The 15,450-nt window shown below is 32.2% G+C and carries 15 protein-coding genes; 4 read left to right on the top strand and 11 right to left on the bottom strand.

Going from position 1 to position 15,450, the window contains the following annotated elements:
* Positions 1-12 precede the first annotated feature (12 nt).
* Positions 13-885: a sugar phosphate isomerase/epimerase family protein gene (locus BUA98_RS13570; RefSeq protein WP_072973399.1), complete on the top strand. Its 873-nt coding sequence runs from the start codon at positions 13-15 to the stop codon at positions 883-885.
* Positions 886-1,016: 131 nt separating this feature from the next.
* Here BUA98_RS13570 and BUA98_RS13565 read toward each other — a convergent pair whose 3' ends face one another.
* The 7 genes from BUA98_RS13565 to BUA98_RS13535 all read right to left on the bottom strand — a co-directional run bounded on the left by BUA98_RS13565 (position 1,017) and on the right by BUA98_RS13535 (position 6,737).
* A complete protein-coding gene (locus BUA98_RS13565; RefSeq protein ID WP_072973397.1) occupies positions 1,017-1,499 on the bottom strand; it encodes a hypothetical protein in 483 nt (160 codons plus the stop codon).
* 163 nt (positions 1,500-1,662) lie between these two features.
* Positions 1,663-2,169, bottom strand: coding sequence for a hypothetical protein (locus tag BUA98_RS13560; RefSeq protein WP_139257017.1), 507 nt, complete (start codon positions 2,167-2,169; stop codon positions 1,663-1,665).
* Positions 2,170-2,446: 277 nt separating this feature from the next.
* Complete coding sequence (locus BUA98_RS13555; protein ID WP_072973394.1) at positions 2,447-2,950, bottom strand: membrane lipoprotein lipid attachment site-containing protein; 504 nt, start codon at positions 2,948-2,950, stop codon at positions 2,447-2,449.
* A 164-nt stretch (positions 2,951-3,114) separates the two neighbouring features.
* Positions 3,115-3,549: a hypothetical protein gene (locus tag BUA98_RS13550; RefSeq protein ID WP_139257016.1), complete on the bottom strand. Its 435-nt coding sequence runs from the start codon at positions 3,547-3,549 to the stop codon at positions 3,115-3,117.
* Positions 3,550-3,693: 144 nt separating this feature from the next.
* On the bottom strand, positions 3,694-4,629 hold the full coding sequence (locus BUA98_RS13545) for a hypothetical protein (protein WP_072973392.1): 936 nt from the start codon (positions 4,627-4,629) through the stop codon (positions 3,694-3,696).
* Between the two features lie 624 nt (positions 4,630-5,253).
* On the bottom strand, positions 5,254-5,631 hold the full coding sequence (locus BUA98_RS13540; protein ID WP_072973391.1) for a hypothetical protein: 378 nt from the start codon (positions 5,629-5,631) through the stop codon (positions 5,254-5,256).
* A 170-nt stretch (positions 5,632-5,801) separates the two neighbouring features.
* Positions 5,802-6,737, bottom strand: coding sequence for a hypothetical protein (locus BUA98_RS13535; RefSeq protein ID WP_072973389.1), 936 nt, complete (start codon positions 6,735-6,737; stop codon positions 5,802-5,804).
* 219 nt (positions 6,738-6,956) lie between these two features.
* Here BUA98_RS13535 and BUA98_RS13530 point away from each other — a divergent pair, with 219 nt between their 5' ends.
* The gene (locus BUA98_RS13530) at positions 6,957-7,508 is read left to right on the top strand and encodes a hypothetical protein (RefSeq protein WP_072973388.1); all 552 of its coding nucleotides are present in this window, start codon (positions 6,957-6,959) and stop codon (positions 7,506-7,508) included.
* A 426-nt stretch (positions 7,509-7,934) separates the two neighbouring features.
* Here the strand turns inward: BUA98_RS13530 and BUA98_RS13525 are convergent, their stop codons facing one another.
* Entirely contained in the window at positions 7,935-8,465 is a 531-nt protein-coding gene (locus BUA98_RS13525) for a nucleoside monophosphate kinase (protein ID WP_072973387.1), read from the bottom strand.
* 132 nt (positions 8,466-8,597) lie between these two features.
* The gene (gene xerA, locus BUA98_RS13520) at positions 8,598-9,641 is read right to left on the bottom strand and encodes a site-specific tyrosine recombinase/integron integrase (protein ID WP_072973385.1); all 1,044 of its coding nucleotides are present in this window, start codon (positions 9,639-9,641) and stop codon (positions 8,598-8,600) included.
* Positions 9,642-9,790: 149 nt separating this feature from the next.
* Between xerA and BUA98_RS13515 the strand changes: the two genes are divergently transcribed.
* Entirely contained in the window at positions 9,791-10,171 is a 381-nt protein-coding gene (locus tag BUA98_RS13515; protein ID WP_072973383.1) for a hypothetical protein, read from the top strand.
* Between the two features lie 8 nt (positions 10,172-10,179).
* Complete coding sequence (locus BUA98_RS13510) at positions 10,180-11,085, top strand: IS3 family transposase (protein ID WP_072973381.1); 906 nt, start codon at positions 10,180-10,182, stop codon at positions 11,083-11,085.
* Positions 11,086-11,308: 223 nt separating this feature from the next.
* Here BUA98_RS13510 and BUA98_RS13505 read toward each other — a convergent pair whose 3' ends face one another.
* Positions 11,309-12,685 (bottom strand): sugar porter family MFS transporter, encoded by a 1,377-nt coding sequence (locus BUA98_RS13505; RefSeq protein WP_072973379.1) that lies wholly within the window; start codon positions 12,683-12,685, stop codon positions 11,309-11,311.
* A 57-nt stretch (positions 12,686-12,742) separates the two neighbouring features.
* Complete coding sequence (locus BUA98_RS13500) at positions 12,743-15,430, bottom strand: glycoside hydrolase family 78 protein (RefSeq protein ID WP_072973377.1); 2,688 nt, start codon at positions 15,428-15,430, stop codon at positions 12,743-12,745.
* Positions 15,431-15,450: the final 20 nt, after the last annotated feature.

Below are 15,450 nucleotides of genomic sequence, written 5' to 3'. Positions count from 1 at the left end.
AAAATAAAAATTATGATAAAGAGAAGAGATTTTATAATAAGCAGCGGTTTGGCGTTGGGTGCATTGGCAATTGCTCCTTCCCTTGCCTTTTCGGCTAAGCCAAAAAATATTGGCCTTCAATTGTATACGTTAAGAGATGATTTTTCTAAAAACGTAAAAGGCGTTTTAGAGCATGTAGCCAAGACCGGTTACAAAGACGTTGAAACGTATGGATACTCAGCCGAAAAAGGCTTTTTTGGCACCTCAGCAAAAGATTTCAAAAAAATACTTAGCGATAATGGCCTAAAAGCCTCAAGTGGACATTATGATTTTAATTCTTTTATAAAAGACAATAATGCTGATTTTCTAAAATCTGCTATTGAATGTGCCAATCAATTGGGAAGCGAATATATTACTGTTCCTTATTTGGATGAAAAATTAAGAAGTGATTTGGATGCCTTTAAACGAATCGCTCAAAAAATAAATGAAGCCGCGGTTTTATGCCAAAAGTCAGGTTTGAAATTGGCTTACCATAACCATGATTTTGAATTTAAAAAATTTGGAAATCAGACAGGATATGATATTCTATTACAGGAAACAGATAAAAAATTAGTCGATTTTGAATTGGATTTATATTGGGCAGTTCGCTCAGGGAACGATCCTTTAGCCTTATTTAAAGCTAACCCGGGCCGATTCACGATGTGGCATGTAAAAGATATGGATAAATCAAAAGCAGAATGGAATACCGAAATTGGTGAAGGAAGTATCGATTTCAAACCTATTTTTGCTGAAGCTAAACTTTCAGGCATGAAACACTTCTTTGTAGAGCAAGAAACAAATTACTCTCCAAATCCAATGGAATCTATTAAAACGAGCTGGGATTTTGTCTCTAAACAATTAGTTTAAAAGGTAAAAGTTACTGCAATTCAAACGATATAAAGAAGAGACTGTCTCACGAGTTGTGAAACAGTCTCTTTTTCTGTTTTTTATTTGGACTCTACCAATCTTGCCAAGCATCTGTTAGCGGAAGTCTTTTCTCAATAAGTTGGAATTTTTAAATGTATTTTATCCATTATGTTTGGAATTTTATTCCAATATTTCTGTTGTGTTTTTGCTAAACTATCTAATCTTTTACTATTATAAAATTCAAGACAGTGATTTATTACAGCTCTTTTTTGTAAAATAGGTTTTAAATCGTCTGGGTATTTTCCAATGGAGTTTATTGAGTCTAAACGTATTATTTCCATTTCTTTTTTTATTTTCGGCTCTAAAACTTCATCAAAAATTGCCATTCCAAGTGGATTGTAATAACTTTTGTCATTTTCCCATAAAGCATTTTCTAAACCTTTATTTTCATAGCTTTTCAATTGACATAAACAAAATGCTCTTTCTTTAAATTCTTTATCCCAATTTTTATAATTCCATACTTTTCTTTCTTCTCTGAGTTCTTTTGTGCTTGAACAAGAAAAGAATATTTGCATTCCAAAAAATATTATCGTAAAAATTCTAATTTGTTTCATTGACAATGGTTGTTTAAAGATTTACGCTAACGTTCTGATACTACATTGGGTTTGGGACTAAAATAAGACCATTCTTCGGATTTGCCAAATCTTCCAAATACAAACCAATTTTTCCATTAAGCCAAATACCCAAATTGCTTATAGCGTGTGTTGGCAGTAGCTATTATATTTTGTGTAATTTGATTAAACATGTTAGATTATTAGCAACTTTTTTTGTGTATTCTCTACCTTTAAACATTATTGTACTTCCTGCAAACATATAATGTTCAACTTCTTTAGTAGTTTTCAATATGAATTTATCTTGTTGCTTATTTGAATATTTAGCTTCAATGCAATTTATATCTTTGAAATTTATTGACTTTTTATCATAAATTTTCTTAAGCATAGAATTGTTTTCAATCTTAACTTCTTTAATTTTAAAATCAATAATTACTTTATTCAATTTTTCGAAATATTTATAGGCAATCAAATATTGAAAAATTAGTATGCCGAAGAAATAAAGTATTTGTTCAGATTTTAATCCGTCTTTAACATAAAAGTACAATAAGAAAAAAGGCAAAATATGAACAAGTATTAGAACTACTGTTTGATGATTTTTTGGAGTGAATATTATTTGATCACCATTTTCTGTTTTCTGATATTCTATTTGCATAAAATTTTCTTTATTCATGAGAATATCTTCTATTTCGCTAATGTAATTCATATTTTATCTTATTCGACATTCGAGATATTTACTGCCAATATTCTGTACTACAGCGGGTTTGGGTCTAAATTAAGCCCATTCTTCGGATTTTCCAAATCATTCAATACAAAACCAACTTTCCTCCCGATATTTCGGGAAAGCCAATTGCCCAAATCCGTTGTATTGGCTGTTAGGTAGCGTAACTTTATCCGCAAACCTTTTCCGTTTCCAATGGTTTTCCAAGTTTTGTTTTTATAGACAAGATTTATTTAGTTACTTCGGTCGCTTCACCATAACCAGCAAAAATTGCTTTAGAGAAATCTAATAGCTCATCGGTTAGAACTGTTTCATCTTTCACAATTGCTACATTTACAAGTGTTTTATTTGCGCCTTTTCTTAATGGTTGTTCAACTGTTCGACCGCCAATAATTAAATAACTTGTTTTCAAAGGTATCTTTTTCTCTCGTTCAGTATATTCTAAAATTTTATCCAATTTTAGCAAATAGTATTCACTTCCATCACTTCCGTTTAATTGTTTTACTATCTCTCCAAAAACTTCTTCAGAGCCTTTTGAATAATCTTCTAATCCATTTTCGCCGTAAATCGTATTTAATTTAATGAAAAACTTGTTGTTTGCATTATTAGTATATGACTCTTTATTATTCAAATCTTCAACTTTAATTTGTTTTAAACTCGTTTCGTTTTCAGTAGTATTTTTGCATCCTGATAATAAAGATACAGCTGATAAAATAAAAATTAATCTTTTCATATTTTTGTTTTTTGTTTTTGTTATGCTACCTAACGTTCTGGCACTACAGCGGGTTTGGGATTAAATTAAGCCTTATTTTCGGATTTGCAAAATCATCCCAAATACAAAATCATCTTTCCATTAAGTCAAATGCCCAAATCCGTTGTAGTGGCTGTTAGCACCAGTTACTTGTTCTCGAATTTCTTTCCTTCTATTAATTTTTTAAATTTTTCGGCTAACTCATATAATTTTTTCGGTCCTTTTCCCTCGTGAATCAAAATTGAATCTTTTTTTCTATTTAGATGTTCTATCTTAAACTTATAAGTTTGCCCATCGTCCACTGAACTATTCCAATAATCCTTTGAATAATAAAAATCAGATTCTTTTAAACTTTCAAGCAAATCTTCTTTCTCACTTTCACTAAGAACAGTTAATAAATTTTCTTTTCCGGGAAAAATATGTTTTAAATAAATTGTATCTCCTCCACTATATTTTACAATGTAGTTTTCGACAAGGTTCCAAGATTCGAATTCAAACGTCACGAAAGACTTTTTAATTTGCTCTTTGCGTTGGCAGGACAAAAGCATACAAGTTGTTAGAATAAAGATAAGTTGTCTCATAACGAGTTTGATAATTGGTGCTAACGTTCTCGCGCTACAAGCAGTTTGGGATTAAATTAAGCCTTATCTTCGGATTTGCCAAATCTTCCAAATACAAACCAATTTTTCCATTAAGCCTAATACCCAAATTGCTTGTAGCGTGTGTTAGTGGTTGCCTTTATTAATCGTATTATTTTTTAACCATTCTTTTTCACTTTCCCACAAAAAATCTTTTTTAGCTTCCAAGAGATAATAGACTTCACTAACAGCTTTGTCTTCGGGAAATTTGATTAGAAAATTCATTGCTATTATAAGTTCGGTATAACCATATAAACCTACAACTTCAATATTTCTTTTTTTTGAAATCAATTCTTTAATTCTTTTGACAACATTAGGGATTACTTCATTATTTCCAAAATTAACTACTCCTTCAAGTGCTGTGAATTTATTTTTTCCTTTTTTTAGTTGTTCTATGTATAAAGGTAATTCTTTTTCTCCTGCTATATTGTACGTAGCTCCCAAAGCACTAGCTGAGATTTCTTGTTTTGAATGATTAATGAATTCCTTAATTTTTGATAAACTTCTTTGAGAACCTGATGAAAAAAGTGTTTGAAGCGTATATAGCAAATCGTAGTGATTAGTGGAATTTTCTAAAATATAAACTAATTTATCTTCACATTCATTGCTATTACAGTTTTTTAATGCTTGAATAGCACGATACCGAAGTGTTTTAGATTTATTATATAGGAAGCTGAAAATATTTCCCAAATCTGTTTCATTCGGTTTCTCAAAAGATGAAATTATGTTTAGTAAATTTTCAATTATGACCTTATTTTTTTCCTTATTAAGTCTTTGTAAAAGGAAATTCAGAGATTTACTATCACTTTTTATTAATGCAATTTTGCTGATTATATAATATGCTTTATCTCTTTTATTTTCGTCTAATTCATTATCTGCAATATCAAAAAGTATCGGTAATAGATTTTCATCTTTAATTTCATCAATTTTTCGATATGCGTTATAGGCTACAGTTTCATTATTTGACCCTTCAATAGTTCTATCACACATTTGACTAATTAAATTTCCTAAATCTGATTTCATTTGGTTGTTTTTTAGGGGAAGGTTACCACTAACGTTTTTGCGCCTCTAGCTGTTTGCAACTTATGGAAACGAGTCTTTTCGGCTAAACGAAAATAGGAATTAAAAACGATAATTCCACTAAACTTGCAAATAGCTAGAGACGTGTGTTGTGCGAGGTTGCGACACGCAAAGTGAGCAAGTTCTGAAAATCGCCAACAGTTCGGTTATGCAGTTTCAATATTATTTTCTGCTTTTAGATTTCGATTTTCCAGGTTCCGATTTTCCGATTTTAGTTTGTCAAAATCCAGCTTTCAAGTTTCTGCTTTTCAGATTTTAAATTTTCAAGTTTCGGTTTATCGAAATCCCATTTTCAAGTTTCTGCTTTTTAGATTCCAATTTTCCGCCGTGCAATTTTCCGCTTCCAATTAGTTTTCGGCTTTTTGATTTCCAATTTGGGAGCAATCACGCACAACGTTCCGGTACTACAGCGGGTTTGGGACTAAATTAAACCCTATTTTCGTATTTGCCAAATCATCCCAAATACAAAACCAACTTCCCATTAAGCCAATTGCCCAAATCCGTTGTAGTAGCTGTTATGGGAAGGCTTTATGACTGTAAATTCCATAAATTATGATTTTAAGTTTTCTATTTAATTTCTGTTATAGAGAAACCTGATTTTAATATTGTCGCCGTGTCGATAATTCTTTGAGAATAAATTCCTCTAACAATTTCAGGAGAGTTTTTTAAATATTTCAATTTAAAAAACTCTCCAATATTCTCTTTCGAAATATTTTTATGAAGACCACTCTCGAAAGAATTATATTTTTTACCGTTTATATAGTATGAAACATGGATGTAATTTCTTTTTGGAAATTCTTGTATGCTATCAATTTTGCCGATTGTTATTTTACCATGTTCCTTTAAATCTTTTTCAAATCTTAAATTTCTAAATTGACCATATAAAACAAATATGGCAATGGATGCAACTATTAATAATCCAAAAATTTTTGATTTCTGTTTCATAATTTATTTCAATACATAAATTCTCCTTGAAGTTCGACGCTTTCCCATAACGTTCTCGCGCTACAAGCAGTTTGGGATTAAATTAAGCCTTATCTTCGGATTTGCCAAATCTTCCTAATACAAACCAATTTTTCCATTAAGCCTAATACCCAAATTGCTTGTAGCGTGTGTTAGTGGTTGCCTTTATTAATCGTATTATTTTTTAACCATTCTTTTTCACTTTCCCACAAAAAATCTTTTTTAGCTTCCAAGAGATAATAGACTTCACTAATAGCTTTGTCTTCGGGAAATTTGATTAGAAAATTCATTGCTATTATAAGTTCGGTATAACCATATAAACCTACAACTTCAATATTTCTTTTTTTTGAAATCAATTCTTTAATTCTTTTGACAACATTAGGGATTACTTCATTATTTCCAAAATTAACTACTCCTTCAAGTGCTGTGAATTTATTTTTTCCTTTTTTTAGTTGTTCTATGTATAAAGGTAATTCTTTTTCTCCTGCTATATTGTAGGTAGCTCCCAAAGCACTAGCTGAGATTTCTTGTTTTGAATGATTAATGAATTCCTTAATTTTTGATAAACTTCTTTGAGAACCTGATGAAAAAAGTGTTTGAAGCGTATATAGCAAATCGTAGTGATTAGTGGAATTTTCTAAAATATAAACTAATTTATCTTCACATTCATTGCTATTACAGTTTTTTAATGCTTGAATAGCACGATACCGAAGTGTTTTAGATTTATTATATAGGAAGCTGAAAATATTTCCCAAATCTGTTTCATTCGGTTTCTCAAAAGATGAAATTATGTTTAGTAAATTTTCAATTATGACCTTATTTTTTTCCTTATTAAGTCTTTGTAAAAGGAAATTCAGAGATTTACTATCACTTTTTATTAATGCAATTTTGCTGATTATATAATATGCTTTATCTCTTTTATTTTCGTCTAATTCATTATCTACAATATCAAAAAGTATCGGTAATAGATTTTCATCTTTAATTTCATCAATTTTTCGATATGCGTTATAGGCTACAGTTTCATTATTTGACCCTTCAATAGTTCTATCACACATTTGACTAATTAAATTTCCTAAATCTGATTTCATTTGGTTGTTTTTTAGGGGAAGGTTACCACTAACGTTCCCGCGCTACAAGCAGTTTGGGACTAAATTAAGCCCATTATTCGGATTTGCCAAATCTTCCAAATACAAAACCAACTTTAAATTTAGCCTAAAACCCAAATTGCTTGTAGCGTGTGTTAGTGGTAGCTTTCTTTTAACTTATTAATTTAAATTTAGTATTTTTGTTTTATATAAAAGATATCAATGAATCGTAAAGAGAAAAGGAAGAGAATTTCAGAAAATAATGTTGAAGTTATTATTGATGTTGATGCTTGGTTAGAAAATTGTGCTTCTAAAAAAGTGAGGCATCACACAACTTTTGCAGAGAATTTTCAGATTGAATTTTGGTATGATAAGCATTATTGGGATCGTTTGCATCTTGGTGATGATGATGGAGATAGAGTTGGTATAGAATTTGAATATGTTGAACCATTAGTTATAAAATCATTTAAACATTTGATGTATTATTCTCTTAAACATAGAGATTTATTATTTGTTAATCATCCACCACCTAGAACTAGAAATATTAGGATAGTTTTGAGACAAACTTATACTGATAAGATAACACTAAACATTGCTGTGGAGTATCATTTCGTTAGTTTAAATAAATTTGAAGTTACTATAGTTACAGCAATGAGCATTGAAGATTTTCAACTTGGGGATAACCAATATGCAATTGAATTTAATGAAGAAGAATCTACTCTTTATAGATTAGTTAATAAACAAGTAGTTAAAGTAGATGATTATGAAGAATAAAAAGATAATAAAAAAGATAATAGAATATAGTTATTAAGAGAGGGTTCTGTATAAGATAAAAGTATTGTTTTTATAATAGTTGTAATGTATGTTTATATTAACTTTGTCTAATAATTATTATATAATAATATATTATTTAAAATAAATGAGATAGGGTTAAAATCTGGTCAGCCTGAAAAGGTAGGGTTTAAATCTGGTCAGTCTCAATAATAAAGAGCTTCATAGAAATATGAGGCTTTTTTATTTCACAGATATTCGTCTTAATCACGATTTCAAAAGTTACCACTAACGTTCTGGCGCTTGGCGAGGTTGGGGAATAAAATTGCGAGATTTTTCGGTTAAACACAAATTTTCCAAATACAAAACCAACTTTCCATTAAGCCTAAAAACCCCAATCTTGCCAAACGGCTGTTAGCGGTCGTACATTTATACTTTAATTTCACTTTCAAAAAAGTCTTTAATGATAATTTCGTATTTATTTTTGCTGTATTCAATTATTTCTTCTCTCATTATCTGATAATCTATGATATGTTTTTTTAGTATGTCGGATTGATTATAAATTTTCCCGTATTTCAGTTTTGCTAATTCCGTCAATTCATCAATTCTATTTACTTTCAAATATATAATCTCTGTCAAACTATAATTTTTTAATTTAAGACACTTTTCAAATTCTTTAAATTGGTCTATATTACCAATCATTGAAGTGAAAACATTAACCTGTCCTTCAATAATTTGAGCAGTCCAAAAGGGATACCAATATTCAATAGGAATTAATTTTCCTTCATTCATAAAATTATTAATTTCATTTGCAATGGCACTTTCTCCCTTTAGAAATTCCTCTCTAATTCTGTCGCCTGTTATGATATTTAGGTGTTTATCAGAAATAATAGTTTGTTCAATAGATTTGAATACAATCTCAGAAATGTTAAAACGGAAAATTACTTTAATCTCTGTCATGCTTTCGTGGTGGTGTTGTATGACCGCTAACTTGTATATAGTAGTGACTGGATCACTATTATACACCAAATTATGGGTAGATTGTAGTGATAAACGTCATACTTTATTTATTTCAAATATATTAATAAATAGTTACAAATCGTCAAAGGGACTTTTAATTTGTTGGATGCTTTTGGTGCTGACGTGCGTGTAAATTTCAGTTGTTTTGCTACTGTTGTGGCCTAATAATTCCTGTATATATCGTAAATCTGTTCCGCTTTCTAACAAGTGGGTTGCATAGCTGTGGCGTAACCAATGCAAAGTCACTGGTTTTGAAATTTTTGCTTTTACCAATGCTTGCTTAAGTACGCTCTGCAAACTATGGTCTGAATATTGTTCCATTCCGTTTTGCCCTTCAAACAACCAAATTTTAGGCTTGTAAATGGAATAATATTGCCGCAACATTTCTAAAATTTTTGTCGACAAAGGCGCGATCCTGTCTTTTTTGCCTTTGGATTGTCTGATGATAACAATGTTTCTATTGGAATCGATATCGGTTATTTTTAGATGGATCAATTCGCTTCGGCGTAACCCACAACTGTAAATCAACGAAAGCATCGTTTTGTGTTTGATGTTTGAATGGGCATTCAAAATCAATTTGACTTCCTCTTTACTCAAAACATTAGGTAAAACTTTGGCGCATTTTGGTCTGTGAATTTTAGCTATTTCAATCTTAGTTTCTCGAATAGTTGTAAAGAATAATTTGATAGCATTCACGATTTGGTTCTGATACGATTCCGACAAATTGTTTTTCAGAATATGATCGTTGTTATAGGTAACGACATCTTCGTTGGTAATTTCGGCGACGGCTTTTTCACGATAGAATACCAAAAAAGATTTCAAGGCTTCGGAATAGGTTTTGATGGTGCTTGGGCTGTATCTTTTGGAAGAAAGCCATTTAATGAATTTTTGTATCTGTTCTACACCCTCTTCGGACGGTAGGGAATGAGACAGCGGAACCAAATGAAATCGCTCTCTGTTTTCAACTGTGTCCGGAAGATGCCAAACTCCCAATGTTTGACTCCAACGAGAGCCTTCCAGCTTTTTTATTCGAGTTATTAATACGGCATTTTTTTCAAAATAGACGGCAATACGTTTTTCTTTTTTATGAGTGATAATTTTGGCCTCCCAATTCATATATCTGTTTTAACCGCCAAAATAGGAAATTATTCACTATTATGTAGGAAAATATACTATATTTTTTTTCGTTCTTCAAACTTTCTTATCATTTCAGAAGGAAACATGATGTCTTGTCCTAGAATAGGTTTACACAAAAGTGTAAAATTATGGAAAGATATTCAAAAGAATCTTCATCAAAATGGCAATCAAAATATAGTGAAGAATTTAAACAGTTTGTTTGTAATGATTTTTTAACAGGAACATTGACAAAAAGAGAAATAGAGAATAAATATAACATTGGACATACAAGATTAACTTATTGGTTAAAAGAAATAGGTTTTGATTATTCAAATCCTAGTATTGTATCTTTACCTGGGATGAAAGAGCAAACAAATAAATTATCTGATAAAGAAGGACAAGAGTCTTTATCTCAGCTAAAAAAAGAACTTCAGGAAGCTCGACTTTTAGCTGAAGCTTATCGTAGAATGATAGAGATAGCTGAACAGGAATTTAAAATTAAAATCGTAAAAAAGTCCAATACCAAGTAATTCAGGAGTTGAAACACAATTATCCTAAAATTGGTTTAGGCAAATTTTGCCAATTACTTGGTATAACCCGACAAGCATATTATCAACATTTTTGGTATCAGGAACAACTTGCTTTTGAAGATGAATTAATTGTTTGTGAGGTATTAAAAATTAGAAAAAATCATCGTCATATAGGAGGAAGAAAGTTATATGAACTTTTACAGCCTTTCTTATTAGAGCATCAAATAAAAATGGGCAGAGATAGACTTTTTGATGTTTTATCTGCTAATTATCTATTAATTAGGCGTAAGAAAAAACCAACTATTACTACTGATTCATTTCATAGGTTTAAAAAGTATCCCAATCTTATTAGAGATTTTATTCCAACGCACTCTAATCAACTATGGGTAAGCGATATAACTTATTGGAGAATTAAAGATAGTTTTGCATACATAAGTTTTGTTACTGATGCTTATTCCAGAAAGATTGTTGGGTATCATTTAGGCGATAATTTACAAACCTCAGAAACAATTCAGGCTTTACAAATGGCAATATCTAATCTTTCAGAAGAAAATAAATTACAATTAATACATCATTCAGATAGAGGTTCCCAATACTGCAGTAATGAATATGTAAAGTTATTAGAAACCAATAATATTGGCATCAGTATGACAGAAAATGGAGATCCTTTAGAAAATGCAATAGCAGAACGCGTTAATGGAATTATAAAGGAAGAATATTTGGATGATTACAAGATCGATGATATACAAGAGGCCAAGGAATTATTGGACGCCGTTATTAAGCTATATAACAACGAAAGGCCTCATATGAGCATAGGTAACCTTACGCCAAATCAGGTACATCAAAACAATATAAAAGCAGAAAAATTATGGAAGAATTATTATGTAAAAAGTCCTATCATTGTAAACCAATAACAGGACTAAAAATGAGTTGTAAATCTATTTTAGGATTAAGTCTAAATATGTAAACTTTTTTCAGGACGAGACATGATTGTGTTCACGAGCGGGACGCTCGCCCTAGCAATTGCTGCTGTTTTAAAAAAAAAGCTCCAAAATCAATTGATTTTGGAGCTTTTACTTTAAGATACAATAAGCTAATGTTATTTATTATTTGACATTGAAATTGACATTGAAATTTTCATTTGCTATTGCCATTGTCATTGCCATTGTTATTGTCATTGCCATTGATATTGTTATTTTTAAATACAGTTTCCTGCAGTTCTTCTAAAGATTTTCCTTTTGTCTCCGGCATTATAAAAATTACAAAAAGTAATTGGAACACCATCATTACAGCAAAAACCAAAAACACAACCCCGGCACCAATTGTAGAAAACAGAAACGGAATCATGGATGGAATAATAGCAGCCAGCACCCAATGTGTCGAAGAGCCGAAAGCCTGACCACTGGCTCTTAAATGATTTGGGAAAATTTCTGAAATAAAAACCCAGATCACGGCGCCCTGCCCTATTGCATGCGAGGCTATAAACAAGAATAAAAAAATAGGAACCTGCATTCCTTCCCACTTTAGAAAAAAAGCTGCTGATACAAGTCCTAATGAAATAATATAGCCAATTGAACCTATATACATCAGGACTTTTCTTCCCAGGACATCAATTAGAAATACACCAAAAAGCGTAAATACCAGATTGGTTATTCCAATTCCTACACTGCTCATTAAGGCAGCACTTTCACCTAATCCGGCTTCAGCAAAAATTCGTGGCGCGTAATATAAAAAGGCATTGATTCCCGAAAACTGATTGAATAACGCAATTAAAAAAGCGAGCATTAAAGGAAATCTATACTTCTTCAAAAATATGGTTTCTCCTTTTTTATCTTCAGTTTCACCTGTACCTAAATGCATTTCCTGCATTAGATCTTCAATTTTTGCCTGTGGATCTATTTTTTCTAAAACCGTTTTAGCTTCTGCTATTCTTGCTTTTGACAAAAGCCATCTTGGACTTTCGGGAATCGTAAAGACAATAATGGTGTAAAAAAAGGCCGGAAAAGCCATTATGCCAATCATCCATCTCCAGGCGTTTTCACCTGCATCTCTCAACAAATAATTAGATAAAAAGGCTATCAAAATTCCTAAGACAATATTAAACTGATACAGAGAAACCAATCTTCCACGGTCTTTTGCCGGAGCAATTTCAGAGACATAAGCTGGCGCAGCTATAGTGGATGCACCAATTCCGAGTCCGCCGAGAAAACGAAAAAAGGCAAACGTCAATGGACCTTCCGCGAAAGCGGAACCAATAGCAGATCCTAAAAACAAAACACCAATCCAAATAAGCGTTTTTTTCCTTCCTAAGGCATTCGTTGGAATTCCGCCAAAAATAGCTCCTACAACCGTTCCCCATAATGCCATTGCCATTACGACTGATCCATGAAAAATATCAGAGGTATGCCATATTTCCTGTAATTTTTTATCGGCACCGGAAATTACAACCGTGTCAAATCCAAATAAAAACCCGGCTAAGGCAGCGGTTACAGACCATAATAATATTTTATTCATAATACGTTTTTTTAAAGTTAAGTAATAGAACGATTTAGCGAATCAGAATCAGGGAAATTATTCTGTAGCAATGTTAAAAGAATACGTACCTGATGTAAGTTGAAAAACTTTATATAATCCTTCTTCGCTAGTCCCGTTTATAGCATTGAAATTATAAGTAACAGTACTTTTCTTTTCTAAATACAGCGTTGCAGTAGCATTTGGCGGAACCGTTACTTTGTAAATTATATTTTTCTTTTCTCGTTTCCAGTTGGAGACAATTTTACCGTAAGGAGATGTGTGTTCTGATTCAAAATAATCAAGTCCTTTTACAAAATTTGGTTTTAAAATAATGTGTTTAAAGCCCGGTTCATTTTCGTCAGGAAAAATACCTCCGATTCCTTTATACATCCATGCACCTATCTCTCCGAACATGATATGATTCATCGAAGCGTCATTTTTCTCCACATTCAGTGGCCAATTTTCAAATAAGGTAGTAGCTCCATTTTTTATCCAATAACCCCAGGACGGAAAATCTTCTTGTGAAGCCATTTTATAAGCGGCATCTGCATAACCGTTTTCGCTTAATGCATTCAGTATCGCTTTAGTTCCGAGTAAACCAACGTCAAGATGAAAATTAGTTTCCTGCACCTTTTTATATAAATTATCGGCTACTTTTTGCCTGAATTCATCCGGAACCAATCCCCAATAAAGCGGACCGGATAATTCTGTTTGAGTGCCGCTGCAGTACAAATAAGTTGCTTTATTCAAAAACTGCTCGTTGAATATGTTTTTGATTTTTTCTGCCAGTTTAAAATAGTGGTCTGCATCGCTTGTTTTTCCTAACAGTTTTGCGGTTTTGGCCAAAATCATTACATCTATATAATAATACATGGTAGAAGTAAGCGGTTTAGAACTTGTGCTTTTGACAGGAACCCAATCTCCTAATCCCCAGTCGGTGATTCCGGTTGGATACCGTTTATCAATCAAATCTACATATTGCTTTATATTGGGATACATTTTAGATAAAAGGCTGTCATCTCCATAAAACTCGTATATCTTCCAGGGAATAATAGCAATGGAACTGGTCCAATCCGGACCTGTGGCAAATTCATAACCAAATGCTCCCGGATTCGGAATAATATTTGAAATTCCACCATCACTTTGCTGCTCGTCCTGATGATCTGCGAGCCATTTTTCATAAATGGTAATTCCGTCAAAATTATACAATCCAGTTTCGACATTCGTATGGGCGTCTCCTGTCCATCCGTTTTTTTCGCGTTGCGGGCAATCGGTAGGATAACCAAATAAATTGGCAAGGTAACTGCTGTTTGTCGCTTCCCAAATTTTATTAAAAACGATGTTAGACGTTTTAATTTTCCCTACAGCCGGAACGTCACTGTGCATTTCTAATGCCAATAGATTATCCTCATCTAATTTAAAAGGCTTGCTTGACGTTACTTCTACAAACTGAAATCCTTTGTAATTAAACTTTGGAGAAAAGCTCTCGTTATCGTTTCCATTTGCAATAAAAATATCCGTTTGAAAAGGATCAGAATTGTCCGTAGGTCGATAATGTAAATCAATATTGGAAAGGTCTACCATGCCATTTTTATACAAACGTTCTGCGTGTTTTATTCTGAAAACGGTTCCGGGAAGCGCCTTTTTTATGGAAAATTCAACTGTTCCTGCAATATTTCGTGGGAATGTAAAGACACTTAAAGTATCGTTTATTCCGTTGATTTTAATGGGTTTTAACTTCGCCACAACCATAATAGGATGTAATTGTTGTGACACTAATTTGGAGGAAGGTGCTTTCACCAATATCGCTTTGTTCCAATTTTGATCATCAAAATTAGGCTTGTTCCAGTCCTTTATTTCTTTTCGGGCATCATAATGCTCGCCCGTATAAATGCTATTGAAAATTACAGGACTATCTGCTGTTTTCCATGTTTCATCTGTTACTATCGTTTCAGTAGTGTTATCCGAATAGGTAATTCTGATATTGACCAGACAACGCGGACGGTTTCGCCAATTTGTTTTATCAAAATTCCAAACTGCAGTCGATTGATGGTTGTACCAGCCGTTTCCTAATAACAATCCAAAAGCATTTTTCCCTTTTTGCAAATAAGTTGTAATGTCTAAAGAAGCATACAAATTTCGTCGATCGTATCTTGTAAACATCGGATCCAGCATTCGGTTTCCAACTTTTTTTCCGTTGACATAAAACTCATATAATCCACCTGCCGTGACATACACACGAGCGTTTTTAATCGTTTTTGCTGTCGTGATTTCCTTTCTAAAATACGGCGCCGGCTTATAATTCTTATCATGAGAATCTGATATCCAGCTTCCTTTCCAGTCACTAGCTTGCAACATGGCGGTTTCAAAACGATTTATTTTTGAAACTTCCATCTTGTTTTTATTGCTCCATACTTTTACTCTCCAGAAATAAGCAGTAAAAGACTGAAGAGCTGCTCCATTATACGAAGTTAACATCGCTTCTGAAGCTACTTTTCCAGTAGTCCAAACCAATTCTTTTTCTTTAACTAAAGCGATCGAATCTGCTGCTATTTGTATTTGATAGGCAATTTGCACTACGTCATCTTTATTGCTTTTTAATAGCCATGAAAATCTCGGCTGTGCTACGTCAATTCCCAACGGATTCACAAGATGCTCGCAATTGAGATTTACAGGCGTTTGAGAAAAGCCCACTAAATTCATTAATAGAAAAAGGAAAAATATAGTGTGTTTCTGTTGTATCATTATTAAATTTTTCTTTTGAA

The organism is Flavobacterium saccharophilum, from assembly GCF_900142735.1.
GTDB lineage: Bacteria > Bacteroidota > Bacteroidia > Flavobacteriales > Flavobacteriaceae > Flavobacterium > Flavobacterium saccharophilum.
The sequence above is the reverse complement of the archived record's forward strand: the minus strand, read 5'-3'. Positions and strand labels throughout refer to the sequence as shown.

Bases quoted from the DNA above. Each gene is read 5' to 3' on its own strand.
- BUA98_RS13570 (WP_072973399.1), top strand. From the start codon at position 13: ATGATAAAGAGAAGAGATTTTATAATAAGCAGCGGTTTGGCGTTGGGT.
- BUA98_RS13565 (WP_072973397.1), bottom strand. From the start codon at position 1,499: ATGAAACAAATTAGAATTTTTACGATAATATTTTTTGGAATGCAAATA.
- BUA98_RS13560 (WP_139257017.1), bottom strand. From the start codon at position 2,169: ATGAATAAAGAAAATTTTATGCAAATAGAATATCAGAAAACAGAAAAT.
- BUA98_RS13555 (WP_072973394.1), bottom strand. From the start codon at position 2,950: ATGAAAAGATTAATTTTTATTTTATCAGCTGTATCTTTATTATCAGGA.
- BUA98_RS13550 (WP_139257016.1), bottom strand. From the start codon at position 3,549: ATGAGACAACTTATCTTTATTCTAACAACTTGTATGCTTTTGTCCTGC.
- BUA98_RS13545 (WP_072973392.1), bottom strand. From the start codon at position 4,629: ATGAAATCAGATTTAGGAAATTTAATTAGTCAAATGTGTGATAGAACT.
- BUA98_RS13540 (WP_072973391.1), bottom strand. From the start codon at position 5,631: ATGAAACAGAAATCAAAAATTTTTGGATTATTAATAGTTGCATCCATT.
- BUA98_RS13535 (WP_072973389.1), bottom strand. From the start codon at position 6,737: ATGAAATCAGATTTAGGAAATTTAATTAGTCAAATGTGTGATAGAACT.
- BUA98_RS13530 (WP_072973388.1), top strand. From the start codon at position 6,957: ATGAATCGTAAAGAGAAAAGGAAGAGAATTTCAGAAAATAATGTTGAA.
- BUA98_RS13525 (WP_072973387.1), bottom strand. From the start codon at position 8,465: ATGACAGAGATTAAAGTAATTTTCCGTTTTAACATTTCTGAGATTGTA.
- xerA (WP_072973385.1), bottom strand. From the start codon at position 9,641: ATGAATTGGGAGGCCAAAATTATCACTCATAAAAAAGAAAAACGTATT.
- BUA98_RS13515 (WP_072973383.1), top strand. From the start codon at position 9,791: ATGGAAAGATATTCAAAAGAATCTTCATCAAAATGGCAATCAAAATAT.
- BUA98_RS13505 (WP_072973379.1), bottom strand. From the start codon at position 12,685: ATGAATAAAATATTATTATGGTCTGTAACCGCTGCCTTAGCCGGGTTT.
- BUA98_RS13500 (WP_072973377.1), bottom strand. From the start codon at position 15,430: ATGATACAACAGAAACACACTATATTTTTCCTTTTTCTATTAATGAAT.